The sequence below is a fragment of the Devosia sp. GW821-FHT12F11 genome (assembly GCF_058806655.1).
Genome location: NZ_JBXAPX010000007.1, coordinates 77,491 through 101,553, shown reverse-complemented (window position 1 = coordinate 101,553; position 24,063 = coordinate 77,491). Strand labels below are relative to the sequence as shown.

31 protein-coding genes and 1 tRNA gene are annotated in these 24,063 nt (G+C 66.2%); 16 read left to right on the top strand and 16 right to left on the bottom strand.

Features of this window, described 5'->3' with window-relative positions; genetic code table 11:
- Window positions 1-36: 36 nt before the first annotated feature.
- Together AC1ROK_RS20195 and AC1ROK_RS20190 are read right to left on the bottom strand one after the other, a co-directional pair.
- Window positions 37-231, bottom strand: coding sequence for a twin transmembrane helix small protein (locus tag AC1ROK_RS20195; RefSeq protein ID WP_492850227.1), 195 nt, complete (start codon window positions 229-231; stop codon window positions 37-39).
- Window positions 228-1,121 carry a LysR family transcriptional regulator gene (locus tag AC1ROK_RS20190; RefSeq protein WP_492850225.1) on the bottom strand — a complete coding sequence of 298 codons (894 nt, stop codon included), beginning with the start codon at window positions 1,119-1,121 and terminating at the stop codon, window positions 228-230. The genes AC1ROK_RS20195 and AC1ROK_RS20190 overlap by 4 nt, the downstream gene beginning before the upstream one ends.
- 111 nt (window positions 1,122-1,232) lie before the next feature.
- Here AC1ROK_RS20190 and AC1ROK_RS20185 point away from each other — a divergent pair, with 111 nt between their 5' ends.
- The gene (locus AC1ROK_RS20185) at window positions 1,233-2,183 is read left to right on the top strand and encodes an NAD-dependent epimerase/dehydratase family protein (RefSeq protein WP_492850223.1); all 951 of its coding nucleotides are present in this window, start codon (window positions 1,233-1,235) and stop codon (window positions 2,181-2,183) included.
- Between the two features lie 93 nt (window positions 2,184-2,276).
- Here the strand turns inward: AC1ROK_RS20185 and gluQRS are convergent, their stop codons facing one another.
- The gene (gene gluQRS, locus AC1ROK_RS20180) at window positions 2,277-3,122 is read right to left on the bottom strand and encodes a tRNA glutamyl-Q(34) synthetase GluQRS (RefSeq protein WP_492850221.1); all 846 of its coding nucleotides are present in this window, start codon (window positions 3,120-3,122) and stop codon (window positions 2,277-2,279) included.
- 30 nt (window positions 3,123-3,152) lie between these two features.
- On the opposite strand from gluQRS, the gene AC1ROK_RS20175 reads away from it, so the two are divergent.
- The 8 genes from AC1ROK_RS20175 (at window position 3,153) to AC1ROK_RS20140 (ending at window position 7,607) form a co-directional block, all read left to right on the top strand.
- The gene (locus tag AC1ROK_RS20175) at window positions 3,153-3,797 is read left to right on the top strand and encodes a DNA-3-methyladenine glycosylase family protein (RefSeq protein WP_492850220.1); all 645 of its coding nucleotides are present in this window, start codon (window positions 3,153-3,155) and stop codon (window positions 3,795-3,797) included.
- Window positions 3,797-4,441, top strand: coding sequence for an alpha/beta hydrolase (locus AC1ROK_RS20170; protein ID WP_492850218.1), 645 nt, complete (start codon window positions 3,797-3,799; stop codon window positions 4,439-4,441). Before AC1ROK_RS20175 ends, AC1ROK_RS20170 begins: the two co-directional genes overlap by 1 nt.
- Before the next feature lie 95 nt (window positions 4,442-4,536).
- Entirely contained in the window at window positions 4,537-5,094 is a 558-nt protein-coding gene (locus tag AC1ROK_RS20165) for an HNH endonuclease (RefSeq protein WP_492850216.1), read from the top strand.
- 57 nt (window positions 5,095-5,151) lie between these two features.
- Window positions 5,152-5,436, top strand: a complete 285-nt coding sequence (locus tag AC1ROK_RS20160; RefSeq protein WP_492850214.1) for a type II toxin-antitoxin system ParD family antitoxin — start codon at window positions 5,152-5,154, stop codon at window positions 5,434-5,436.
- The gene (locus AC1ROK_RS20155; RefSeq protein WP_492850212.1) at window positions 5,399-5,713 is read left to right on the top strand and encodes a type II toxin-antitoxin system RelE/ParE family toxin; all 315 of its coding nucleotides are present in this window, start codon (window positions 5,399-5,401) and stop codon (window positions 5,711-5,713) included. Before AC1ROK_RS20160 ends, AC1ROK_RS20155 begins: the two co-directional genes overlap by 38 nt.
- A 160-nt stretch (window positions 5,714-5,873) precedes the next feature.
- Window positions 5,874-6,221 (top strand): ArsR/SmtB family transcription factor, encoded by a 348-nt coding sequence (locus AC1ROK_RS20150; RefSeq protein ID WP_492850210.1) that lies wholly within the window; start codon window positions 5,874-5,876, stop codon window positions 6,219-6,221.
- An 8-nt stretch (window positions 6,222-6,229) separates the two neighbouring features.
- Window positions 6,230-6,709, top strand: a complete 480-nt coding sequence (locus AC1ROK_RS20145) for an SRPBCC domain-containing protein (protein WP_492850208.1) — start codon at window positions 6,230-6,232, stop codon at window positions 6,707-6,709.
- 16 nt (window positions 6,710-6,725) lie between these two features.
- Window positions 6,726-7,607, top strand: coding sequence for an alpha/beta fold hydrolase (locus AC1ROK_RS20140; protein ID WP_492850206.1), 882 nt, complete (start codon window positions 6,726-6,728; stop codon window positions 7,605-7,607).
- 9 nt (window positions 7,608-7,616) lie between these two features.
- On the opposite strand, the gene AC1ROK_RS20135 is transcribed toward AC1ROK_RS20140, so the two are convergent.
- The 7 genes from AC1ROK_RS20135 to AC1ROK_RS20105 form a co-directional block, all read right to left on the bottom strand.
- A complete protein-coding gene (locus tag AC1ROK_RS20135) occupies window positions 7,617-8,120 on the bottom strand; it encodes a disulfide bond formation protein B (RefSeq protein ID WP_492850204.1) in 504 nt (167 codons plus the stop codon).
- A 77-nt stretch (window positions 8,121-8,197) separates the two neighbouring features.
- The gene (locus AC1ROK_RS20130; RefSeq protein ID WP_492850202.1) at window positions 8,198-9,070 is read right to left on the bottom strand and encodes a DUF72 domain-containing protein; all 873 of its coding nucleotides are present in this window, start codon (window positions 9,068-9,070) and stop codon (window positions 8,198-8,200) included.
- A gap of 130 nt (window positions 9,071-9,200) precedes the next feature.
- Window positions 9,201-9,285 (bottom strand) — tRNA-Leu (locus AC1ROK_RS20125).
- Window positions 9,286-9,335: 50 nt separating this feature from the next.
- On the bottom strand, window positions 9,336-9,920 hold the full coding sequence (locus AC1ROK_RS20120; RefSeq protein ID WP_492850200.1) for a hypothetical protein: 585 nt from the start codon (window positions 9,918-9,920) through the stop codon (window positions 9,336-9,338).
- 60 nt (window positions 9,921-9,980) lie between these two features.
- A complete protein-coding gene (locus AC1ROK_RS20115; RefSeq protein WP_492850198.1) occupies window positions 9,981-10,283 on the bottom strand; it encodes an AzlD domain-containing protein in 303 nt (100 codons plus the stop codon).
- The gene (locus tag AC1ROK_RS20110) at window positions 10,273-10,938 is read right to left on the bottom strand and encodes an AzlC family ABC transporter permease (RefSeq protein ID WP_492850196.1); all 666 of its coding nucleotides are present in this window, start codon (window positions 10,936-10,938) and stop codon (window positions 10,273-10,275) included. Before AC1ROK_RS20110 ends, AC1ROK_RS20115 begins: the two co-directional genes overlap by 11 nt.
- A gap of 146 nt (window positions 10,939-11,084) precedes the next feature.
- Window positions 11,085-11,786: an SDR family oxidoreductase gene (locus AC1ROK_RS20105; RefSeq protein WP_492850194.1), complete on the bottom strand. Its 702-nt coding sequence runs from the start codon at window positions 11,784-11,786 to the stop codon at window positions 11,085-11,087.
- 294 nt (window positions 11,787-12,080) lie between these two features.
- Between AC1ROK_RS20105 and AC1ROK_RS20100 the strand changes: the two genes are divergently transcribed.
- Window positions 12,081-13,433, top strand: coding sequence for an MATE family efflux transporter (locus tag AC1ROK_RS20100; protein WP_492850192.1), 1,353 nt, complete (start codon window positions 12,081-12,083; stop codon window positions 13,431-13,433).
- Window positions 13,434-13,518: 85 nt separating this feature from the next.
- On the opposite strand, the gene AC1ROK_RS20095 is transcribed toward AC1ROK_RS20100, so the two are convergent.
- A complete protein-coding gene (locus tag AC1ROK_RS20095) occupies window positions 13,519-14,124 on the bottom strand; it encodes a TetR/AcrR family transcriptional regulator (RefSeq protein WP_492850190.1) in 606 nt (201 codons plus the stop codon).
- 107 nt (window positions 14,125-14,231) lie between these two features.
- Between AC1ROK_RS20095 and AC1ROK_RS20090 the strand changes: the two genes are divergently transcribed.
- The 3 genes from AC1ROK_RS20090 (at window position 14,232) to AC1ROK_RS20080 (ending at window position 16,499) form a co-directional block, all read left to right on the top strand.
- The gene (locus AC1ROK_RS20090) at window positions 14,232-14,978 is read left to right on the top strand and encodes an SDR family NAD(P)-dependent oxidoreductase (protein ID WP_492850188.1); all 747 of its coding nucleotides are present in this window, start codon (window positions 14,232-14,234) and stop codon (window positions 14,976-14,978) included.
- Window positions 14,979-15,073: 95 nt separating this feature from the next.
- Window positions 15,074-15,502, top strand: coding sequence for a MerR family transcriptional regulator (locus tag AC1ROK_RS20085; protein ID WP_492850186.1), 429 nt, complete (start codon window positions 15,074-15,076; stop codon window positions 15,500-15,502).
- Window positions 15,503-15,506: 4 nt separating this feature from the next.
- Window positions 15,507-16,499 carry an aldo/keto reductase gene (locus AC1ROK_RS20080; protein WP_492850184.1) on the top strand — a complete coding sequence of 331 codons (993 nt, stop codon included), beginning with the start codon at window positions 15,507-15,509 and terminating at the stop codon, window positions 16,497-16,499.
- Between the two features lie 151 nt (window positions 16,500-16,650).
- On the opposite strand, the gene aac(3) is transcribed toward AC1ROK_RS20080, so the two are convergent.
- Both aac(3) and AC1ROK_RS20070 read right to left on the bottom strand, forming a co-directional pair.
- Complete coding sequence (aac(3), locus tag AC1ROK_RS20075) at window positions 16,651-17,439, bottom strand: aminoglycoside 3-N-acetyltransferase (protein ID WP_492850182.1); 789 nt, start codon at window positions 17,437-17,439, stop codon at window positions 16,651-16,653.
- Window positions 17,436-17,852 (bottom strand): winged helix-turn-helix transcriptional regulator, encoded by a 417-nt coding sequence (locus AC1ROK_RS20070; protein WP_492850180.1) that lies wholly within the window; start codon window positions 17,850-17,852, stop codon window positions 17,436-17,438. The genes aac(3) and AC1ROK_RS20070 overlap by 4 nt, the downstream gene beginning before the upstream one ends.
- 203 nt (window positions 17,853-18,055) lie before the next feature.
- Here AC1ROK_RS20070 and AC1ROK_RS20065 point away from each other — a divergent pair, with 203 nt between their 5' ends.
- Entirely contained in the window at window positions 18,056-20,512 is a 2,457-nt protein-coding gene (locus AC1ROK_RS20065; RefSeq protein ID WP_492850672.1) for a beta-glucosidase, read from the top strand.
- A 148-nt stretch (window positions 20,513-20,660) separates the two neighbouring features.
- Here the strand turns inward: AC1ROK_RS20065 and AC1ROK_RS20060 are convergent, their stop codons facing one another.
- Window positions 20,661-21,233, bottom strand: coding sequence for a DJ-1/PfpI family protein (locus AC1ROK_RS20060; RefSeq protein WP_492850178.1), 573 nt, complete (start codon window positions 21,231-21,233; stop codon window positions 20,661-20,663).
- 78 nt (window positions 21,234-21,311) lie between these two features.
- On the opposite strand from AC1ROK_RS20060, the gene AC1ROK_RS20055 reads away from it, so the two are divergent.
- Entirely contained in the window at window positions 21,312-22,004 is a 693-nt protein-coding gene (locus AC1ROK_RS20055; RefSeq protein WP_492850176.1) for a helix-turn-helix transcriptional regulator, read from the top strand.
- A gap of 113 nt (window positions 22,005-22,117) precedes the next feature.
- Window positions 22,118-23,194 carry a D-alanyl-D-alanine carboxypeptidase family protein gene (locus tag AC1ROK_RS20050; protein ID WP_492850174.1) on the top strand — a complete coding sequence of 359 codons (1,077 nt, stop codon included), beginning with the start codon at window positions 22,118-22,120 and terminating at the stop codon, window positions 23,192-23,194.
- Window positions 23,195-23,324: 130 nt separating this feature from the next.
- Here the strand turns inward: AC1ROK_RS20050 and AC1ROK_RS20045 are convergent, their stop codons facing one another.
- The gene (locus tag AC1ROK_RS20045; protein ID WP_492850172.1) at window positions 23,325-23,558 is read right to left on the bottom strand and encodes a sulfurtransferase TusA family protein; all 234 of its coding nucleotides are present in this window, start codon (window positions 23,556-23,558) and stop codon (window positions 23,325-23,327) included.
- The gene (locus AC1ROK_RS20040) at window positions 23,548-24,027 is read right to left on the bottom strand and encodes a spore germination YkwD domain-containing protein (RefSeq protein WP_492850170.1); all 480 of its coding nucleotides are present in this window, start codon (window positions 24,025-24,027) and stop codon (window positions 23,548-23,550) included. Before AC1ROK_RS20040 ends, AC1ROK_RS20045 begins: the two co-directional genes overlap by 11 nt.
- Between the last annotated feature and the right edge of the window lie 36 nt (window positions 24,028-24,063).

Genomic DNA, 24,063 nt, shown 5'->3' with positions numbered 1-24,063 from the left:
CTAGCTCAGCGGTCGTGGCGCGCGAAGCGCTTTCGGTCAGCTCCCCCGCCCGAAGAAGTAGAGCGCGCCCAGGATCACCACGATGGCCACGGCCTGGGCGATGACGCGGGCGCGCATCAGCTTCTGGCTCAAATTGGGGTCGCCGCCGCGGAACATGTTCCACAAGCCCATGAACAGGATGATGGCGACCGCGCCGAGCGCGACGATGGTGATGATGCCGGTGATGTTCATAATGTCCTCGCGAGGAAGCGGCTGAGGCCCTCGCCCAGTCGGTCATAGATGGCACGAATGCGACGGCTGGTGAACAGTTCGCGATGCGTGGTCAACCACACTTCCAGCGGCGGCGGGCGGAAATCCGGCAGCAGCGGCACCATGCCGCGCGTCTCTGCCACCAGCAGCTGCTGCGCGAAGCCGACCCCGAGGCCGGCCTTGATCAGCTCCCAGGCATTGGTCTGGCTGTCGGTGCGGACGATGAAATCGCTGCGCTTCAGTTCGAACCCCATGCGCCGGGCGGCGCCGATCAGCAGTTCGGAGCGATCGAAGCCGATCAGGTCGTGTTCGACCAGTTGCTCGGGCCGTTCCGGCCGACCGCGCCTCAGGATGTAGCTTTCGTGGGCGCAGGTGACGATCGGGCTTTCGCCGAGCTTCTTGGTGATCAGTTCGAGCTGGGTGGGGCGGAACATGCGGACGGCGATATCGGCCTCGCGTAACAGCAGGTTCTCGGCCGAATCCGATGGCACCAGCTCGATCGCTACCTGCGGGAAGCTCTGACGCAGGTCGAGGAGGAAGGGCGGCAAGACATAGTGGCACATCACGGTGCTCGAGGTGATGCGGACCGAGCCGGTGAGCGCAGCGCTCGCCCCCTCGGCGATCAGCGTCGCTTCGGCCAGCGCCTGCTGCGCCGCGAGCACCGGCTCGTAGAGCTTTAGCGCCGTATCGGTGGCGTGGAAGCCGTTGAGCGTCCGCTCGAACAGGCTCATCCCCAATGCCTGCTCCAACGCCTCGACGTGACGGCCCAGCGTCGGCTGGCTCAGGCCGAGGGCGCGGGCGGCGGCCGAGAGCGAGCCGTGTTCGACGACGGCGCCAAAGCTGCGCCACAGCGACCAGTCGGGATCGGGCATGGTTCAAGCATCTCCTGCCATTCAATTCTGTATGGCAAGGGTACGATCTTGTCCAATTCATCAACGCTGATGTTGCACCTACCTTCCTCCTCACCAGCAAGGAGCAAGCAAATGAACGCGCAGAAAGTCCTCGTCATCGGCATCAACGGCCATGTCGGCCACCATATCGCGAGGGCATTCGTCGCCGCCGGGTGGGACGTCGCCGGCTTTGGGCGGTCCAACAAGCAGCCGATAGCGGGGGTGCGCTTCATCAAGGGCGACGCCGAGGATGTGGAAGCGATGCGTGCGGCGATCGGCGATACCGAGGTGGTGGTCAACGCGCTGAACCTGCCCTACCACCAGTGGGATCAGGGCCGGATGGAAGCGCAGAACCAGCGGGTGATCGCGGCGCTCGGCCAGAGCGGCAAGACGCTGCTGTTCCCCGGCAATATCTATAACTATGCGGCCGGTGACCGGACGGTGACGCCGGAGCTCAAGCAGCATCCGCAAACGCCGCGCGGCGAGATCCGGGTGCGGGTCGAGGCGCTGTACGAAGCGGCGGCGAAGCGCGGCGACATCCAGGCGATTATCCTTCGCGCCGGGGACTTCTACGGGCCGGAAAGCTCGTTCGACTGGTTCGACCTCGCCATGCTGCGCGAGGCCAGGAAGGGCAAGTTCGCGATGATGGGCGTGCCCGGCGTCGGCCACTCCTGGGCTTATCTGCCGGATGTCGGCCGGGCCTTCGAGAAGCTCGCCTGGCACCGCAAGGAGTTCGGCGCCTTCGAGAACTTCCACTTTGCCGGCAACTATGTGACACCCGAACAGATGGCCGCCGCCGCCGTGGCCGCGGCGCCGGTGAAGCTCAAGGTCGGCACGTTCCCGCGCGTGCTGTTCAACGTCGTGGGCCTGGTCGACCCGCTGATGCGGGCGGTCAGCAAGATGAGCTACCTGTGGGAGAACCCGATGGAGCTCAAGGACACGCGGCTCGACGCCATCCTCGGCCCGGACTTTGCGACGCCGTTCGATGCGGCGGTGGCGGCGACGGTGGCGCCGTTCTTTGCGGCGGAGAAGCTGGCGGCGTAGTTTGCAGAGGCTGGTGGCTGTGGACCCCAACCCCGTCCCCTCCCCCTTGCGAGGAGGGATCAGGGGTGGGGTCAGCTCGCACCGGCTAAGCGGTCAGAACCCCAGTTCCTTGCGAATCTCCTCCGCCGTCCGACCCGCGTCACGAAGGCTCCGCAGCGATGTGGAGCCTTTCGATTTGCTGAGCTTTTTGCCCGCCTCATCGAGGATCAGCTTGTGGAAGGTGTAGAGCGGCGAGGTGAGGCCGAGCAGCATCTGCAGGAGCACGTGGATATCGGTCGAGGGCTCCATGTCGCGGCCACGGGTGACATGGGTGACGCCCTGCGCATCGTCGTCGATCACCACGCTCAGGTGATAGCTGGTCGGCGTGCCCTTGCGCTGCAGCACCACATCGCCCCAGCGCTCCGGCCGGGCATAGCGGATCTGCGGTCGATCCGCGGGAGTGGGGCCGGCGACGCTGTAGGTCAGCACGCCGGTGAGCGCCATGGCGTCGTCGGTCTTGAGCCGCCAGTTTGCCGCGCGCCCTTCGGCAAAGCGCTGCTTCACCTCGGCGCGAGACAGATGCCGGCAGGTGCCGGGATAGAGCGGCGCACCGTCGGGGTCGGTGCCGCTCGACTGGGTGGCCAACTCGGTACGCGAACAGAAGCAGGGATAAAGCAGGTCGCGGGCTTTCAGCCGGTCCGCCGCAGCCGCGTAGACGGCGAAGCGGTCGGACTGCCGCAGTACCGGCTGTTCCCAGGTGAGGCCGAGCCAGGCGAGGTCCTCGAAGATCGCTTCGGTGAATTCCGGCTTGCTTCGGGTTATGTCGGTGTCTTCGATGCGCAGGAGGAACCGGCCACCCAGCGCCTCGGCCCATACCGAGGTGAACAGCGCCGAATAGGCGTGCCCCAGATGCAGCAAGCCATTGGGGCTCGGGGCGAAGCGGAGGACGGGTCTGAGCATGACAAAGTGCTAGCACGTAAGGATATTTCTTTGACAGACCGTCTCGACACGCCAGAGGCGCTGCAACGCCAGCTTGGCGCCCTGATTGAGCTCGATCCGCGCCTCGGAGGCGTTGCCGAGCGCGCCGGCACATTCGAAATCCGCCGCTCGCCGGGCGGCTTTGAGGGGCTGGCGCGGATCGTCACTGGGCAGCAGGTGTCAACTGCCAGCGCCGATGCGATCTGGTCGCGCTTCGCCCGGCTCGAAGGCGCGCTTGATCCGATCGGCTATCTGAAGCTCAGCGAGGAGGCCGTGCGCGGCGCCGGGCAATCGGGCGGCAAGTACCGGACCCTGCGCGGGCTGGCTGAGGCGATCGCGGCGGGGAGTGTCGACTTCGCACGTCTCGCTGAATTGCCGGCCGACGAGGCGATCGCCGCGCTGACCAAACTCAAGGGTATCGGCCCCTGGACCGCCGAGATCTACCTGATGTTCTCGGCAGCCCATCCGGACATCTTTCCGGCCGGCGATGTCGCATTGCAGCGGGCGGCCGAGTGGGCGTTCGGGCTTGACGGCAAGCCGTTGGTGAAGGACTTGATCGAGATGGCGCGGCGCTGGTCGCCCTACCGCTCCACTGCCGCATTGCTGCTGTGGCGCTACTATCGCGCCGTGCGCAACAAGGAAGGATTATCGATCTGATGGCCAAGCTCTCCGGCCCGATGCTGCCGCCCAAGAGCGGTGGCGCCCCCAAGCAGGCAGTGATCCTGCTGCACGGCTATGGCGCCGACGGCAGCGACCTGATCGGGCTCGGTCACCATTGGGGGCCGTTGCTGCCCGATGCATTGTTCATTGCGCCGAACGCGCCGACGCCGTGCGCCGGCAACCCGTTCGGCTTCGAGTGGTTTCCGTTGGCGGTGGATCGGATCGCCGGCCGCATCGAAGGCGCCAAGAATGCGGCGCCCATCATCATCGAGTTTCTCACCGACCTCTGGACGCAGACCGACATCAAGCCGGCGGACACCTTCCTTATCGGCTTCTCGCAGGGGGCGATGATGGCGCTGCATGTCGGCACGGCGCTGCCGCGGCCGGTCAAGGGCATCGTGGCGTTCTCCGGCGCCTTCGTTCCTGCCGAAGGGTTCCCGGCGCTGGACAAAGCGCCGGTGGCGCTGATCCACGGCGATCTCGACCAGGTGGTCGATCCAGGGCTCAGCCGGCAGGCGGCGACCGAGCTGGCGGCCGCCGGATTCGATGTCTCGCTGCACATTTCGTCGGGCACGGCGCATGGCATTGCGCCGGACGGGCTCGATTTCGCCACCTCCTTCATGCTGGCGCAAAACGCCTGAATCGACTGATCGAATCGCGCTTCACAGGGGTGTCACAGTCGGCATAGAATATTGCTGATCATGACTGGCCGCGATTCCCGTTCGGGGGGCGACAAGTGACAGTACATGTGTCGCTTGAGAATAGCCCTGCTCTGGTGCTGAATGCCGATTACAGGCCACTCAGCTACTACCCCTTGTCGCTTTGGTCCTGGCAGGACGCGATCAAGGCGATCTGTCTTGATCGGGTGCATGTGGTCTCCAACTACGACCGGGTGATCAAGTCGCCGAGCTTCGAGATGCTGCTGCCCAGCGTCGTCTCGCTCAAGGATTATGTGCGGCCGGCGCGGCACCCTGCCTTCACCCGCTTCAACGTGTTCCTGCGCGACAAATTCCAGTGCCAGTATTGCGGCGCCCGGGACGAGCTGACTTTCGATCACGTGATCCCGCGTTCCAAGGGTGGGCGCACCACCTGGGAAAACGTCGTCGCGGCCTGCGCGCCGTGCAATCTCAGGAAAGCCAACCGGCTGCCGCGCGAGATCAAGATGTTCCCGATGCAGGAGCCGTTCCAGCCGACCGTGCATGACCTGCACAATAACGGCCGGGCCTTCCCGCCCAACCACCTGCACACCAGCTGGCTCGATTACCTCTACTGGGACATCGAACTGGAGCCGTAAGGCTGGACGCCGGTAGCGCCAATAACTATTATTGGTAGGGTACCGACGGAGGCCGATATGGCAATCAGCGCAGATCTGGGGCCGAACCTCGAGGCCGTGGTCGAGGACCTGGTCAAGAACGGCCGCTACAACTCCAAGAGCGAAGTGCTGCGCGAAGGCGTTCGCCTGGTGCAGGAGCGCGAGGCGGCGCTCCGGCGGCTTGATGCGGCGCTGGCTCGTGGGCTCGCGGACGCAGAGGCGGGGCGTGTCCATTCGTTGGACGAGGTCTTCGACGAGATCGAAGGCGAATTGCAGGCGATGACCGATGCCGACCAGCCAGTATCGCGTCGCCGTCACGGCTAGGGCGCGCGCCGTCTTTCGTGAGATCGCCGGATACCTGCGCGAGGAAAGTCCGGCACTGGCCCTCCGGATAGTTCGGAAACTTCGTCTCTCCTCAGCAGAGCTCGGTGACAGGGCCTTGCGCTACGCTCTGTTGCCTAGCCACGAGGCGAGCGGAATACGACGGCGGGTCGTCGGTTCCTACAACATTTTCTATCGCGTCGTCGGAGATCGGGTGGAGGTGCTGCACGTACTTCATCATGCCCGCGACCACGAGCCGCTCCTTTTCCCCGAAGACTAGGCGTTCCGGCCCCTTGCCAGCGCTGTGCCGAGCATCAGGGCGAACGCCGCCGAGACCAGCGCGGCGACGTCCGCGATGGGCACGCGAGCATGGTTGACACTCACTCCTGCCTCACTGTATCTAACCGATTAGTTAGCTAACCGATCGGTTAGGAGCGGATGTGCAACCGGACCAGCTCAGCCTCACCCTGTCGGCCATCGCCGATCCCACCCGCCGCGCCATCCTGATGCGGCTGATGGATGGGGAGGCGTCGGTCAAGGAGCTTGCCGCGCCGTTCGAGATGAGCATTCCGGCGATCTGCAAGCACCTCAAGGTGCTCGAAGGCGCGGGCCTGATCAGCCGCGGCCGCAATGCCCAGCTCCGGCCTTGCCGGCTCGAGGCGCAGCCGCTGCGCGAGGCCGTCGGCTGGATCGAGGAGTTCTCGAGGTTCTGGGATACGAGCCTCAACCGGCTCGACGGGCTGCTCGAGCGGCTGCAGGCGACCGATGCAACGGCCAAGAAGAACTGAGGCGCGCCATGAACCGTGACACAGCTTCGGGCCCGCTCGCACAGCGCGAGTTCGTCATCAGCCGCCGCCTCAAGGCGCCGCGCGAGCTGGTCTGGCGCACCTTCGAGGATCCGGACCTGCTCGCCCAATGGTGGGGCCCGGAACATTTCACCTCCACTATCACGAGGCTCGAGTTCCGTGCCGGCGGCGAGTGGCACGTCACCATGCGGCGGCCCGGCGGCAGCGAGCATCCGGTGCGCTACCAGTTCGTCGAAATCCTGGCGCCAGAACGCATCGTCTACCGGCCGTGGCGCCCGCCCGAAGTGGCTAATCCGCCGCCGACCTATCTTGCGACCCTTACGTTCGAAGCGCTCGGCAACGAAACGATCTTCACCATGCGCGCCGAGTTCGACAGCGCCGCGGATCTCGCCGTCGCGATCGAGGGCGGTTTCTTCGAGGGCACCAACCAGGCTTTCGACAAGCTCGAGCGGCACCTCGCAGCGTACTGATTTGAGGAGGACTATCATGCTGAGGCGCGCCCTCGTGATCCTCGCCTTTGTCGCTGCGGCGCTCGTCGCAGCGCCCGTCATTGCCCAAACCACAGGAGACGATCCGATGAGCACCCCCTTAAGCACGGGCAAGGTCCCGGTCGGCGGCGCCGAAATCTACTACGAGATCCACGGCGACGGTCCGCCGCTGGTGCTGCTGCATGGCGGCGTCGACCCGTCCCAGACGTTCGGCACGCCGCTCGCCGCGATGGCGAAGACGCACAAGGTGATCGCCATTCACATGCGCGGCCACGGCTTCAGCAAGGACGGTGACGAGCCTTGGTCCACCGAGCTGATGGCCGACGACGTTGCGGCCGTGCTGCAGTACCTCGGCATCGGCAAGGCGCGCTTCATGGGCTATTCGCTCGGCGCGGGCGTCGCGCTGCAGGTGGCGTTCCGGCACCCGGAGCTGGTCGAAAAGCTGATTTCGGTCTCGGTAGATTACCGCACCGACGACGACTATCCCGAAGTCCGCGAGGCCTTCCGGCAATTGCCGGCCCATGCGGCGGAGTACGGACAGCAGCTCGCCAGTTCACCGCTCGGAGAGCTCTATCCCAACGTCGACTGGGAGCGAGTGTTTCGCAAGTCCGGCGAAATGAACGAGCCCGAGTACGACTGGACCAAGGGGATCAAGACGATGACGGCCCCGACGCTGCTGGTCTTCGCGGACGCGGATTCGATCCGGCCCGAGCACATGGTGGCGTTCTGGAAGCTGCTCGGTGGCGGCCAGCGCGACGCCGGGTTCGACGGCTCCCAGCGTCCGGCCAGCCAGCTTGCCATCCTCCCGGGCACCACGCACTACAACCTGATCCAGTCGCCGCTCCTCACCGAGGTGGCGACGGCCTTTCTCACCCAGTAGCGGAAAGCTTCACGCCTTCCGGCCCTTGAGCAGAACCGTGCCGAGCAGCAGGACGATCGCTGCCGAGATCAGCGTGTTGGCGCCGGCCAGCGTTACGCCGAACAGGCTGAACTGGATCTTGTCGCAGGGCACGACACGGGCGGCGTTGATATTGGTGAGGTCGGAGAAGCTGACATCGACGCCGGTGCCAGTGCAGGCGGTGGGGCCGGGCCAGAAGCCGTATTCGACCCCGGCGTGATAGCCGGCGAGATAGGTCGACCACACGAAGGTCAAGAGCACCAGGACGATCCCGACATACCAGACGGCACGCGGCAGCCGGTGCCACAGGATCAGCACCAGCGCCAGCAGCGGCAGCCCCCAATAGTAGGGCATGCGCTGCTCGAGGCAGAGTTCGCACGGCACCAGCCCGCCGAACAGCTGCGAGCCCCAGGCGCCGGCAATGGTCGCGAGGCCGAGGACGAACGCGATCGTCGCGAGCAGGCGGGGACGGTCGGCAGTGAGGCTGGTGGTCACGATGACGCTCCTATTCGGATGCGCGCCATATTCTCGGGCGCGGGCTCCGAGTCAACTTAAGCCCGCTCACGAGATCGTCACTCGCCGCCCGGTCCGCTGAGGCCGAGCTGTGCCATGACGGCGCGCGCATTGTCGGGCGCATGTTCCTTGTCGGTGGAGACGAAGAAGGCGAACACATCGCGCGGCGGTGGGCTCGCTTCGGCAGCCGTGACATAGGGCGTATCGGCAACCGGCCTGCCTTCGGCCCAGGCCTTCAGCCAGCCGGCGCGGACATCGCGCTCGGCAACCGAATAGCTCTGCTTGCCCGGGGCGCCTTGCAGTCGGGCATAGGAGAAATCGGCGGTCTGGTCGATGTAGGACCACTCTGCGGTATCGGCGACGACGAGGGCGACGTTGTGGGCCCGCAACTGCGCGATGAAGCGTGGATCGGCGAAACTCTCGTGCCGCACTTCGATGGCATGGCGGACGCGAGTGATGCCGGCGGCGTCGAGATGAGGCGGATTCTTGCCGTAGTCGGTCTTTTCGGCCAGAGCGACCAGCGCTTCCGGCGTCTGCGGCAGCAACGCGAGGAACGCCTCCATCCGTTCAGGGTCGTACTTGCTGTTCCCGGGCAGTTGCCAGCAGAACGGCCCGAGCTTGTTGCCCAGCGCCATCACGCCGGAGGCAAAGAAGTTGGCGAGCGGGATCTCGACGTCCTTCAGCCGCTTGATGTGGGTCACCAACTGGTGGCCCTTCACAGTGAAGACGAAATCGTCCGGGGTCTGGCCGGCCCAGTTCTCGAAGCTCGCGGCCTTCTGGTGCGAATAGAAGGTTGCGTTGATCTCGATATTGCCGAGCCGGGCGCTCGAATAGGCGAGCTCGTCCTTCTGCTTCAGCCCGTCGGGGTAGTAGCTCTTGCGCCAGGCCTCGAACACCCAGCCGGCCGTGCCGAGCCTGATCGTTCCTGCCATGTTTCCCTCGCGACGCAATGCTGACGTGTCGTCAAGGTGGGCGACCTCGCTCTGCAACACAACCCCTCAACGGCGCGCCAAGCGACGCCTCGCGTTGTGGCGGTGCTTCAGCTCGATCAGTCAGGATGATTGGTGCCCCCGGTCGGACTCGAACCGACATGCCTCGCGGCGGCGGATTTTGAGTCCGCTGCGTCTACCAATTCCACCACAGGGGCGCGGGGAAAGCCCGTAGCATCGCGCCGGTAGTGGCGCAACCCCGCCGCCGCTAGACGATCGGCGGAACGAAGGGGTAGTCGGTGTCGCGGCGCGGCGGCGGCAGGTCTTCGTCGGGGATCTCTTGGGCTGCGGTTTCGATCTCTTCGCCGTGCGGCACCGCTTCGATGCCCTCGGCGTGCCTCAGGATCGCCGCGGCGGGGCCGGCATGGGCTTCATCGACGCGGGCGCTGACGATGGCGCCGCCTCGTTCGAGCCGTTCGGCGAGCACCTTGGCCTCGGTTTCGGGAACGCCGGCGCTGGTGAAGGCGCCGATCAGGCCGCCGGTTGCAGCGCCCACGCCGGCCCCGGCGAAGGCGCCGATGGCGGTAGCGAACAGCCAGCCGGCGGCGACCACCGGACCGAGGCCCGGGATGGAAATGATGCCGAGACCGGCCAAGAGGCCCCCGGCGGCGCCCAGACCGGCGCCGACTTCGGCGCCGGTGGTGGCGCCTTCGCCCACCTCGTCGGGTTCAAAGTCGGGCGGGGTGTTGGCGACGAAGCTGATGTCGGTATGGGCGATGCCGGCCTCGTGCAGCGCATGCACGGCGGCGGCGGCATGCTCGTAGCTGTCGAACTGTCCGATGATGGTCTGCATATGACCCTCCTTGCTGGAACTACAACGAGCAAGGAGCCGGCCGTGTTCCCTGATGCGCCCCTACGCGCCCAGCGCCAGGCGGGCGAGGTAGACCGCCAGCACGCCGCCGAGCATGGCGGCAAACAGGTTCCGGCTGACGATATAGATCAGTGCGGTGACGGTAGCGGCGACGGCTTCGGCAGCACCGCCGGCGAGTATAGCCGGGGCGACCAGCGCCGCCAGCACGGCGCCCGGGACGTGCTTCATCCAACTGGCAACGAAGCCGGTGGTGGGCAGCCGGTTGGCGAGCAGCAGGCCGCCGGCACGGATGGCAAAGGTCACCGCGGCCATGCCGAGGATGGCGATCAGCGCCTCAAGCGACATGGCGGCGCTCCCTGATGGTTTCGGCCAGTGCGCCGGCAAAGCTGCCGACGAGACCGCCGACGATGATGTACCAGTTCCCTTCGATCAGCTTCGAGGTGAGGATGGCGGCGAGCGCGCCGACGATCCACGGCACCAGGTCGCCGCGGCCGCGCCACATGCCGAGCAGCAGGGCGAGGAAGGTGGCGGTGAAAGCGAAATCGAGCCCATACCTGGTAGGATCGTCGATGAAGGCGCCGAGCACCCGGCCGCAAAGCGTCGAGCCCATCCAGGCGAGCCAGCTGAGGACCCCGGTGCCGAGCAGGAAGGCGACGCTGCCTGTGCCCTTTCTGACCTCGGCCATGGTCATCGCCCATTGCTCGTCGGAGACGAAGAACATGGCGCCCAGCTGCCTGGGCAGCGACAGGTGGCCGACCAGCGGTCGAAGCGTCGCCGACATCAGCAGCATGCGCAGGTTGACAATGCCGGCGGCGATGACGATCGACAGCACCGGCAGGTCTCCCGGCGTCCACATGTCGAGCGCCACGAACTGGCTGGCGCCGGCAAACACCAGGCCGCTCATCAGCGCCACTTCGATCACGCTCAGCCCCGCCTGGCCGGCGAGCACGCCCCAGACCACGCCATAGGCGGCGATGGAGACGGCGACGGGCAGGAACATCCGGACGCCGAGCCAGAACTGCGCGGGTCCGCTATGGGGGGCAGGGGCATGCATGGGTGGGGACGCTACATCAGGTTGGTGCGGTGGCGCGATGACATCTGGTGATCGACCCCATTCACCGCAATGATCGAGAGCCCGATTGCAGGTCAGATCGCACGGGTCATGCCGCCATCGACGAGGAGGCTCTGGCCGGTGACATAGGAGGCGTCGTCGGAGAGGAGGAAGGCCACCACCTTCGCCAGTTCCTGCAGCTCGCCGTAGCGGCCGACGGGGATCTTCTGGCGGCGGGTTTCGACGGTGTCGTAATTGTCGAGAAAGCCCGGCAGCACGGCGTTCATGCGGATGCCTTCGGCGCCATAGCGGTCGGCATAGAGCTTGGTCCAGGCCTGCAATGCCGGGCGCAACGCCGATGACATCGGCATTGCGAGGTCGGGCGACTTGCCGGCAAAGCTCGAGATGTTCACGGCAGCACCCTTGCCGGCCGCAAGGAAGTGCGGCGTCACCAGCCGCATCAGGCGGACCGGGTTCAATACGATCATGTCGAAGCCGTGCTGCCAGTCGTCGTCGGCCATGCCGCCGATATCGCCGGTGGGGACATGGCCGGCATTGTTGACCACGGCGTCGATGCGGCCATGCGTCGTGATGGTGGTGTCGACGAGGCGCTGCAGGTCGGCGGGCTCGGTGAGCGAGCCGCGCACCGAGGTGGCCGAGAGATCGGCGGCAATCGCCTCCACCTGTTCCGTGCGGGCGAACAGCACCAGCTGGTAATCGCGGGCGGCGAGCTCGCGGGCGATGGCGGCGCCAATGCCCTGGCCGGCTCCGGTGACGATGGCGATGGGTCTGGTCATGGGCGGGAGACTACACGAGGTGGCGGGCCTGGGTGATGAGAGTTGCTGATCGCAGCTATTCGCCCGCTGATCGGGAGAGACCGATATGGCAGGTAAGCGCGCCCGGACGTTGACCGGCGGACGGGGCGGGTCTAGAGAACCGGCCGTGCGTTCATACCCCATCGTGCTCCGACCCGCCTGCATCTTCAGCTGAGATGTGAAGTGGCCCGCCTCGCGACCCCGTCGGCTCGACCGGCCGCTGGTCATTTGGGGCCCAACGCCGTCGCATAATTTACGGGTTTCGGAGTTCCCTCGATGAACAATCTCTCTAGGCCGCTCTGGCAGCGGTTCCTCGTCTTCCTCGTGCCGCTGATGCTCAGCAACATCCTGCAGTCGCTGTCGGGCACCATCAACAACATCTATATCGGGCAAATGATCGGGGTGGAGGCATTGGCCGCCGTCTCGGTGTTCTTCCCGATCATGATCTTCCTCATCTCGTTCGTGATCGGCCTCGCCTCGGGCGCGGCGATCCTGATCGGGCAGGCGTGGGGCGCCAAGAACCTCTTGAAGATCAAGCAGGTCACCGGCACGACGCTGACCGTGGGCTTTTTGATGGGGCTGGTCGTTGCGGTGTTTGGCGGCTTGTTCGCGCAGAACCTGATGGAGCTGCTCGGGGCCCCCGCCGACATCGTCGCCGAAGCGACGGCCTATGGCCGGATCGTCTTGATCGGCATGCCCGGGTTCTTCCTGTTCCTGATCATCACCTCGACGCTGCGCGGCGTCGGAGACACGGTGACGCCGTTGCTGACGCTGGTGTTTTCGATCGGGGTGGGTCTGTTCGTGACGCCGGCGCTGATCCAGGGCTGGTTCGGCCTGCCGCAGATCGGCGTGCTGGCCGCGGCGGTGGCGTTCATCGCCGGCTTCGTCGTGGTGCTGATCTTCCTGTTCTTCTACCTCAACTACAAGAAGAGCCCGATGGCGCCCGATGCCGAGCTGATCCGGCATCTGAAGGTCGATTTCCAGCTGCTCGGCTTGATCCTCAAGCTCGGCATCCCGGCCGGCGTCGCCATGGTCGTGTCGTCGATCTCGGCCATCGTCATCGTCGGCATCGTCAACCGCTTCGGCTCGGACGCCACGGCGGCCTATGGCGCGGTCAACCAGGTGCTGAGCTATGTGCAGTTCCCCGCCATGTCGATCGGCATCGCCGCCTCGATCTTCGCCGCTCAGGCGATCGGGGCGCGGCGCTTCGACGAGGTGGAGAAGGTGACGCGCACGGCGCTGTTGATGAACCTCATCGTCACCGGCGCGCTGGTGCTGATCGCCTACCTGTTCTCGCAGCACCTGGTGCGGCTGTTCATCACCGACGAAGCGGTGGTGCAGGTCGCCGAGCGGCTGCTGCACATCGTGTTGTGGAGCTGCCTGGTGTTCGGCTGGGGCTCGGTGTTCTCGGCGGTGATGCGCGCTTCGGGCGACGTGTGGATCCCGATGGCGCTGTCGCTGGCTGCGATCATCCTGGTCGAAGTGCCGGCGGCGCTGACGCTCAGCCACTTCTTCGGGCTCGAAGGCGTGTGGTGGGGCTACTGCCTCAGCTTTACGGCGCTGCTCACCTTCCAGGCCACCTACTATCTCGGCTGGTGGCGGAAGAAGGAAATCACCGCGCTGGTCTAGGGCGTCTGGTTTCCTGGGAGGGGCAGACCAAGTTGAGGGCACTCAAATTACCCCACACAGTGGGTGGGGCAAAGGTCGATGCCCGCTAGGGCGCCACGGTCCTGGTCGCTCCGGCCAGAACATCCCAGGCGGCCATGGCGCCGTCGATGACACGCTCCAGGGCGGCGCCGCCGGCGCCGTCTCTCGCCTGCAGGGCGAGCCCGTTCAGCACCGTGGTGTAGAACTGCGCCATGGCCTCGGCGTCGGCGCCCCGGGGCACATCGCCGTCCACCATCCCCTTCCTGATCCGCGCCGCGAACGAGCCGGTCGAGGCGTTGCGCAGCATTGCCAGATGCGCCCGGACTTCGGCGTTCTGCGGCGGCCCGACGGCAGCGGCCAGCACGATCATGCAGCCTGAGGGAATGTTCGGGTCGGTGTAGGTCTCGGCATTGGATCGCAGCAAGGACTCGATGGCGCCGCGCGCCGTGGGTACGTCCCCCAGGGTTGGCCCGTAGGTGCGCACGTAAAGGTCGAGCGCCTCGTAGAACAGCTGCTCCTTCGAGCCGAAGGCGGCGTAAAGGCTCGGTTTGCCGACGCCGAGCGCGTCGGTCAGGTCGCTGACCGAGGTGCCCTCATAGCCGCGCTCCCAGAACAGGCGCATCGCCCGGTCCAGGGCCAGATCGCGATCGAACTCTCGGGGACGGCCTGCCAAAATCGGGTTTCCGGGTGATTGTCTACCGATCAGTATAAAATCCTTGACGCTGGATCGCAACCGTCATAGCCAATTGTGTACCGATCGGTAGAAAATGGAGATCCGATATGACTGACCTCGAACTTTCCGGCCGCGTGGCCCTTGTCACTGGCGGCAGCCGCGGCATCGGCGCGGCCACCGTGCTGGCGCTGGCCAAAGCTGGTGCCGACGTTGCCTTTACCTTCGAGCGCAATGGCGAGAAGGCCGGCGAGATCGCGGCTGAAGTCACGGCGCTCGGCCGGCGGGCCATCGCCATGCAGGTGGATTCGGCCGACCCCGATGCGGTGATGGCCGCCGTCGACCGCACCGCCCGAGAACTGGGGCGCATCGATATCCTCGTCAACAATGCCGGTGTCGGCACCGGTGGGCCGTTCGGCGAGGTGACCGTCGAGAACTTCGATCGGCTGTTCTCGATCCATGCCCGGGCGCCGTTCTTCGCCACGCAGGCGGCAGTGAAGCACATGACCGAGGGTGGGCGGATCATTTCGATCGGCACCAATATGGCAACCCGCGTCGCAGGGCCGGGGCTCAGCCTCTATGTCACCAGCAAATCGGCATTGGGCGGCATGACTCGGGCGCTGGCGCGCGAACTGGGGCCGCTGGGGATCACCATCAACACTGTCGATCCCGGTTCGACCGATACCGACATGAACCCGGCGGACGGGCCGATGGCACCTTCGCAGATGGGGCTCAATGCGCTCGGCCGGTTCGGCGCCGCCGAGGATATCGCGGCGGCGGTGGTGCACCTCGCCGGCCCCGGCGGGCGGAGCATCACCGGCACCTCGATCCTCGTCGACAGCGGTTTCAACGCCTAGAACGCCAGCGCGCTGGCCTGCTGGAAAATCACCGCTTGACTTAGAGTGCGCTCGAACTCCTAGCCTCGTCTCTCGTCGTGGCAAGGAAGGTAGAGATGAAGATCGGTCAGTTGGTCGAGCGTTCGGGACTTACCGCCCATACGATCCGCTATTACGAGCGGATCGGGCTGTTGCCCTATGCCGACCGGGACCAATCGGGCCAGCGCGATTACGACGCGTCGATCCTCCGCTGGATCGAGTTTCTCGGCCGCCTCAAGGCGACCGGGATGCCGATCCGGGAGATGCTGCATTATGCAGCGCTGCGTGACCAGGGGCCGGCAACCGAGGCGGCGCGTCGCGAACTCCTGGAGCGGCATCGCGAGAAGGTGCGGGTCCAACTGGCCGAACTCTCCGAGAGCCTCCTTGTCCTCGACGCCAAGATCGCCGGCTATGCCGGCATATCGAAGAGGATGAACGAGTATGACGCACTCCCAGAACGCCGCAAACGACCGGCAACCGTCAGGCGGGCAGCCGCCCGCCGGTAGCCGCTTGGCGACGCGAACCCTCGGTCCGCTGACCGTTTCGACCGTCGGACTGGGCTGCATGGCGATGAGCCACGCCTATGGCGGCCAGGACGAAGCCGATGCCGTCCGCACGCTGCATCGCGCGGTGGAACTGGGTGTCACGTTCTTCGACACCGCCGAGGTCTATGGGCCGTTCGCCAACGAGATTCTCGTCGGCAAGGCGCTGAAGCCGTTTGGCGACAAGGTGGTGATCGCCACCAAGTTCGGGTTCAAGATCGACCCCAGCAAGTCGGACATCAGCGCCATGGCAGGCGTCGACGGGCGGCCCGAGCATGCCCGGGAAGTGGCCGAGGCGTCGCTCAAGCGGCTGGGCGTCGAAGCGATCGACCTGTTCTACCTGCACCGCGTCGACCCTCAGGTGCCAATCGAGGACACGGTGGGCGCCATGTCCGAGTTGGTGCGGGAGGGCAAAGTCCGGGCGCTCGGGCTCTCCGAAACCAGCGCCGATACCCTCCGCCGGGCCCATGCCGTGCATCCGATCGCGGCGCTGCAGAGCGAATACTCGCTGTGGACCCGCGACCCCGAGGGCGACATCCTCGACACCTGCCGTGAGCTCGGGATCGGTTTCGTGCCGTTCAGCCCGCTCGGCCGCGGCTTCCTCACCGGCACAATCCAGAAGCCGGAAGATCTCGGCGCCACCGACTTCCGGCGCAGCCTGCCGCGCTTCAGCGAGGAGAACATGGCGGCCAATGCCCGGCTGGTGCAACTGCTCGAGGAAATGGCGGCGGCAAAGGGCGTGACGGCGGCACAGCTGGCGCTCGCCTGGGTGATTCACCAGGGCGATTTCATCGTGCCGATTCCCGGCGCACGGCGGATCACGCATCTCGAACAGAATGTCGCCGCAGCGGACATTGCGCTCTCGGCGGAGGAGCTGAAAACGCTCGGCGAATTGCTGGCGGCGGAGAAGTTCTCGGGCAAGCGCTATGGCGATAGCGGCGCCTGGGTGGCGAAGCGCTAGCCGAGCCCAACCACAGATGTCATCCCCGCGTAGGCGGGGATCCAGTGCGATGTCTCCACAACGCTGGGCGTGGCAGCATCGCACCAGGTTCCCGCCTTCGCGGGAATGACGGCGGTGCGGAGGTGAAGAACCGCAGGTCAGCAGACAAGGCTCAGAGCGTCTTGCCCCAGAGCTCGAGCCAGTCGACGCCGAACGCCACCATCGCGGCGGCGGGGACGAGCACCGAGCTCGCCTCGCCGACCGTGCCCCGCTTGCCGCGGCCAGTGGCGAGGAATGCTTCGACGATGGTGGCGAAATAGTCATCGGGCAACCCGTCCGGCGGCTCCGAGGTGTCGAATTCTTCGAACCAGCGCCAGACGGTTTCACCATCAACGAGGATCGGGGCCTCATAGCGCAGGATGCGCTTGTTGGGAAAATCGGCGAGGTGCTCGGCATGATGCAGCAGCGTCATGGTGTCGAGCGGGGCGCCCAGCATCAGCACCTTGCCCTCGGCTTCGACCAGTTTGCCGAGCGGCGATTGCGGGCCATAGCCATAGTCGAGCGCGTGGTCGGCGGTGAACCATTCGGCCTCGCCGCCAAGCGCCGCCATCGAGGCGCCGGGGCTGCCGCTGCGCCGCGCGCCGGGCGTGGTACGCAGCGCCTCGGGCCAAAAGCCATTGTCGCGGGTGGAGCGCGAGCGCTCGGGGTCGAAGGCGGCGATGTGGGGACGCATCGAGGGGTCGTCGCGCAGCTCGTCTTCGAGCTGCCAGTCGCAATAGCCGAGGATGGTGCCGGCCGGACCGATCACGTCGCGCAGCGCATCGATGATGGCGTCTGGGCCGCCGACGATCTTGCCGACCTGGCGCAGCGCCGCATGCACCAGCACGGCATCGCCATCGGCGAGGCCGATGGCGCTCAGATCGTCAGCAAGGCTGGATCGGGTTGCGACCCGGCTCGTCACCTGGCGGCGCCGGCGTAGCGCCGCTCCGGCGGATGCTGATCGGCCGTGTCTTCGTGCAGCCCGTCATATTCGAGCCGGGCGCTCTGCACCTCGCCCTGGTGCTCTTCCGCCCAGGCCCAGAGGGCGCTGATCGGCTCCTGCAGGCTCTGGCCGAGTGGCGTCAGCTGGTACTCAACCCGCGGCGGGATCTCCGGGTACACCGTACGGGTGACGAGGCCGTCGCGCTCGAGGTTACGCAGCGTCAGGGTCAGCATGCGCTGCGAGATGCCGCCGATGGTGTGGCGCAGCTCGTTGAAGCGCATGGTCTTCTTGCCGAGATAACCGACGATCATGACGCTCCACTTATCGCCGATGCGATTGAGGATGTCGGCCATGGCGTTGCAGGTCTCGCTCCTGCCGGGAATGGGTTTCATGGTGCCTCCAACGGGCAAGAACTCTTGATCCTGTCGCGCTCTCGAACCGGAAAAGTCTGCAACTTTCCCCAGAGCGCTTCTTAGTCACAAATATAGACACGGTTACTCCTTGTGACTAGGGGTGCTCCTCGTCTGTGGGCGTTGCCTTGAAATGGTGAAATGCTCTAGGGGAGCGTAGAACGTTCAACGAGAGAGGAATGACGATGGGGCGGATCGAGGAACTGGTCGACCGGATGACGCTCGAGGAGCAGGTGAGCCTGTTATCGGGCGAGGATTTCTGGTCGCTGCCGGCGATCGATCGGCTCGGCGTCGGCAAGCTCCGCGTCACCGACGGGCCGAACGGGGCGCGTGGCGGCGGCTCGCTGATCGGCGGGGTCAAGTCGGCGGCGTTCCCGGTGGGGATCGCGCTCGGCGCCAGCTGGAACGTCCGGCTGCTTACCGAGGTCGGCACGGCTTTGGCCGAGGAGGTGAAATCGAAGGGGGCGCATGTGAGCCTCGCCCCGACGGTGAACCTCCATCGCTCGGTCAGCAACGGGCGCAACTTCGAGTGCTACTCGGAGGACCCGATCCTCACCGCCAGCTTGGCGGTCGGCTATATCGAAGGGCTGCAGGGGCAGGGCGTTTCGGCAACGATCAAGCATTTTGCCGGCAACGAATCCGAAATCGAGCGCACCACCATCAGCTCCGAGATCGATGAGCGGGCGCTGCGCGAGCTTTACCTCGTGCCGTTCGAGTGGGCGGTGAAACGCGCCGGCGCCTGGGGCATCATGAGCTCCTACAACAAGCTCAACGGCACCTTCACCAGCGAGAACCCCTGGCTGCTCGACCAGGTGCTGCGCAGGGAATGGCACTATGACGGCGTGGTGATGTCGGACTGGTTCGGCTCGCACTCGACCGCGCCGACCGTCAATGCCGGGCTCGACGTCGAAATGCCGGGGCCTGCACGCGACCGTGGCGAGAAGCTGGTGGCGGCGGTGGAGGCCGGCGAGGTCAGCCGCGAAACGCTGCGGACCCGGGTGCTCGACGTGCTGCGGCTGATGGAGCGGACCGGGGCGCTGGACGATCACAGCGAGTGGGTGGAGCGGGCCGACGATCGCGCCGAGCACCGGGCGCTGATCCGTCGCGCCGGCGCGGAAGGCGCGGTGCTGCTGAAGAATGCGGGCGAACTGCTGCCATTGAGCGGGTCGGGCAAGATCGCGGTGATCGGGCCGAACGCCAAAGTGGCGCAGATCATGGGCGGCGGCAGCGCGCAGCTCAACCCGCACTATCGGGTGTCGCCGTGGGATGGTCTGGTCGCGGCCTTGGGCGAAGAACGCCTCAGCTATGCGGCGGGTGCGACCAACCACCGTTTCGAGCCGCTGCTGCGCGGCGGCTTCACGGCTGAGTATTTCGCCAACGAGACTCTCGCCGGCATGCCGGTGTTCAACGAGACGCTGGAAGAGGCGCAGGCGTTCTGGATCGGGCGAGTCGGTGGCGGCAAGGTCGATCCACTGCATTTCTCGGCCAGGCTCACCGGCCGGTTCACCCCGGAGGCGAGCGGCGAACATCGCGTCGGCATCTACAGCGCCGGTTTTTCGCGGGTGCTGGTCGACGGCAAGCTGGTGGCCGATGCGTGGACGAACTGGCGCAAAGGCCGCACCTTCTTTGAGGAAGGCTGCGACGAGGTCGTCGGCACGATCGATCTCGAAGCCGGCCGCAGCTACGAAGTGGTGATCGAGTTCGCCACCAAGCCGTTCGCGACGCTGGGGCTCGCGGCCTTCGCCGCCGGCATCGGCCTGCCGCTTGGCGACGCGGCGATCGCCGAAGCGGTCGCAGCGGCGCGTGACGCCGAGGTGGCGGTGGTATTCGTCGGGCGCAACGGCGAGTGGGACACAGAGGGCAGCGACCTCGATTCGATCGTCTTGCCCGGCCGGCAGGACGAGCTGATCGCCGCGGTTGCGGCGGTGAACCCGCGCACCGTGGTGGTGCTGCAGACCGGCGGGCCGGTGGAAATGCCGTGGCTCGGTGACGTCGCCGCGGTGCTCGAGGCCTGGTATCCGGGGCAGGAGGCGGGCAACGCCATCGCTGACGTGCTGACCGGCGCGGCCGAGCCGGGCGGCCGGCTGCCGCAGAGCTTTCCGGTCAAGTGGGCCGATAACCCCACCAACTCGCAGGATCGCGAAATCTATCCCGGCCTCGACGGCAAGGTGCGCTACGAAGAGGGGGTGTTCATCGGCTATCGCCACTACGATCGCCATGGCATCGCCCCGCTGTTCCCGTTCGGCTTCGGACTTGGCTACACCAGCTTTGCGGTGTCGGAGCTTGAACTCGACGCTTCGGGCTTCGAAGCGGATGGCAGTGCGAGCGTCTCGGTCACGGTCGAGAATACCGGCCGGCGCGCCGGCTCGGAAGTGGTGCAGGTCTACGTGTCGGCGCCGGATGCGATGGTGTCGCGGCCGGCCAAGGAGCTGAAGGCTTTCGAGAAGCTGCATCTGGCGCCGGGCGAGCGGCAGCGGGTGACGCTGGAGCTCGATGACCGGGCTTTCGCTTACTACCGCACCGAAGCGCAGCACTGGCTGGTGGAGCCGGGGCGGTATGTGATCCGGGTGGCCCGGCATGCTGCCGATGCCGGGTTGTCGGCGGAGGTGGTGCGGCAGGACCGGTTGCTGCTGCCGGTGTGACTGATTCGCGAGGCCGGCGAGGGCTGACCCCACCCTTGATCCTGTATAGACCGGGGAGATGGTGGACGGGTGTTCGGAGACATGGTGGACGGATTTGGCATGAAGGGCGGGACAGGGGTGGGGGTCAGCTAGCGCCGGCCCCCGCGCCTCAAGCCGCCTTGCTGAACTGCGCCGCGTGCATGCCGACATAGAAGTCGAGGTTCTCGTCGGCTAGCCCGAGGCCATCCATCACGGCGGCCATGAAGCTTACCGGCGAGGTGCCGCCGGCGGTGACGACGCGGCCGTCGGTCACGGCGGCCGGGGTGTCGCGATAGAGCGCTTTGCCCTGATAGCCGGTGAAATCGAGATAGCCGTCGCCATTGCTGGTGTGGCGAATGCCGTCGAGCAACCCGGCTTTGGCGCCGGCCACTGTGCCGTCGCAGATCAAGCCGATGAGCTTGCCCTGTTGCTTGGCAGCGTTCAGCAGCGGCGCCATGTCGGGCGCTTCGGGCGACTGCCAGATGGTGCCGCCGCAGACGATGATCGCGTCATAATCGGCCACGTCGATCGCCTCGAGCGCCAGTTCGGGAGTGACCGTCATGTTGCCCGACGAGGTCACCGGCTTGCCGCCGGGGGTCGCGTACTTGGTTTCCACCTTGTAGAAGCTGTGCGCCACGGCGTTGAGCAGGGCGGTCTCCCAGTCGGCGAAGCCTTCGGTCAGGATGGTGAGAATGGTGGTCATTTGGTCTCTCCTTCAATTTCGATGCGAGAAGGCTAACCGCGCCCGGCACCCGATTTTGTCAGCAGCGATGCACGGCTGATGGCCAAGCGCTCGGAACGGTTGCTCAGCCTGATGCAGGCGTTGCGCCGCCGCCGCCGTCCGGTGACCGGGGCGGTGCTGGCCGAGGAGATGGGCGTGTCGCTGCGCTCGGTCTATCGCGACATCGAGACGCTCAAATCGATGGGGGCGGCGATCGACGGCGAGGCCGGGGTCGGCTTCCAGCTGCGCGCCGAGCACTTCCTGCCGCCGCTGATGTTCACCGATGAGGAGATCGAGGCGCTGGTGCTTGGCCTGCGTGGGCTGATCTACGGCCCCGACGGCGAGATGGCGGCGACGGCGCGCGATGCCGCGAGCAAGATCGAGGCAGTGCTGCCCAAGGCGCGGCGCGACGACATGCTCTCGGTGGGGCTGTTCGTCATTCCACCGCGCACGGTCGACGAGGCCAACCCGCTGGGTCGGCTGCGCCGGGCGCTGCGCGAGGAAAAGCAGGTCTGGCTCGGTTATCGCGACAAGAGCGGCGCCTTGAGCGAGCGGACGGTCTATCCGGTGGCGCTCGGCTATTTCGAGGGCTATCAGACGCTGGTCGCCTGGTGCACGCTCAGGCACGATTTCCGCAGCTTCCGCATCGACGGCATTAACGCACTTGAGGTGCTGGAGGCGGCAATGCCGGAGCCGCGCCGGACGCTGTTCCACCGTTGGTCGAGCGCCCTCAATCTGCCCGACTTAACCTAGAAGGAACCGCGGTGCTTCAAAATCATTTGAGCGGCAACCGACGGCGGTTGAGCGACGCAGGCCGCGTTGCTAGAACGCTGCCAACCCCACTGACTACCTGATCTGGAGGCGCCTTGCTCGCGCATCTTCGCCGGCGCATAGCCGCCAGCCTGTTGGTCATCCTCGCCACCCTCGGCACGACGCCTACCTGGGCCAACCCACGGCTGCTGGTCGACGCGAACACCTTCGAGGTCCTCTATGCCGAGGACGCGGGCGTGCCGTGGCATCCGGCGTCGCTCACCAAGCTGATGACCGCCTATGTGGCGTTCGCCGCCATCAAGGCCGGCACGGTCAGCCTCGATACCAAGGTGAAGGTGTCCAAGAACGCCTGGAACCAGGCGCCGAGCAAATCGGGCCTCAAGGTCGGCGCCTCGGTCACCATGAAGGATGCGCTCTACATTCTCGTGGTGAAGTCGGCCAACGACATGGCCGTCGCCATTGCCGAGACGGTTTCGGGCTCGGTGCCGGCCTTCGTCGAGGAGATGAACGGCATGGCTTCGGCGATGGGGCTCAGCGCCACGCATTTCGTCAATCCGCATGGGCTGCACAACGAAGGCCAGGTAACCTCGGCGCGCGATCTTGCCATCCTCGCGCTGATCCTCCGCCGCGACTTCCCCCAATACCTGCCGATGTTCGGCACCGAAGCGGTGAAGCTGGGCAAGGCCAAGCTCGAATCGAACAATGGGTTGCTCGAGCATTTCGCCGGCACCACCGGCATGAAGACCGGTTATGTCTGTGCGTCGGGCCTCAATATCGTCGCGACGGTCGAACGCGGCGGCCGCTCGATGCTGGCGGTGGTGCTGGGCGGCTCATCGGCGCGCGAGCGCAACGAGATGACGGCCGAACTGTTCCTGCGCGGCCTCTCCGGGGCAGTGAACGGCACCGGCAAGAATGTCGTGCAGCTCAGCAACATCGACGAGCCGCCGGTCAACATGCGCTCGCAGATCTGCGGCAAGGAAGCCAAGGCCTATGTCAAAGAGCGCGAGGCGGCGTTCCCGATGGGCCTCAAGGGCCATCCGAGCTACCTGACCGACGAGATCGACGGCGTAACCTACGCAGCGACCGACCTCGGGGTTCTGGTCGACGACGTGCCGCTGCCACGGCCGCGCCCAACCTGGGCCCCGGCGGCGGTCGCATCGGTCGAAGACTGATAGAGACGGCCCCCTCCCATCCTCCCCCATGAAGGGGGAGGTGCCCCATCCAGTGTTTGGCACCCTCTCGACACAGCCTCGACTCTTCACCTCCCCCTTCATGGGGGAGGATGGGAGGGGGCCGTCCGCTTCAGTCAGCCGCCTTCACGATGGCAAAGCGCATCACCTCGGCCTCGCTGCTGACTTCACAGGCATGGCCGTTCTGCCGGCAGTAGAGCGGAATATCGACCTTGGCCATCGGGTCGGTGGCGAGCACGATGAACGAAGCGCCTGCCGGCAGCTGCGACAGGCGCTTTTCCATCTTCAGCACGGGCAGCGGGCATTTCACCCCGCGGCAGTCGATGATCTCGATCTCAGTCGTCAAGCACCAGCACCCAATAGACGCCGTGCGACGAGTTCGGCTCGTAGGCGACGCCGAGGCCGGCGCGCTTGGCGGTGAAGTCGGCGATCGCCGCGGCATCGGCCGGCACGGCGCGCCAGCCCGAGAACGCCTCGGCGAAGGTGGTGTAGCCGGCACTGAGCCGCATCGCCACAGCACCCGCCGGCAGGGCCGGCTGCGCGCCGGTCTTGGCATAGGCGGTGGCGAGCGACTGGGCGGTGTTGTCGAGCACGGTGTCGCCACGTACGTCGGCGGCGCCCTGGGCCCGGCGGAAATCGTTGAGCAGGAACAGTGCCTCGACGCGGTTGAGCTTGGCGCCCGGCTGGTTCATCGGCGCCGACAGGCCCGGCGACAGCTGGCCGCCGCCACCGCCCATCGAGCAGGCGGTAAGACCGGCGGCAAGCGCTCCGGCGAGCGCGATGCGGACGAGGGCGGGATATCCCTTGAGGTTCATGGTCGGTCCTCCTTCTACGGCCGGGGAAGTCCGGCA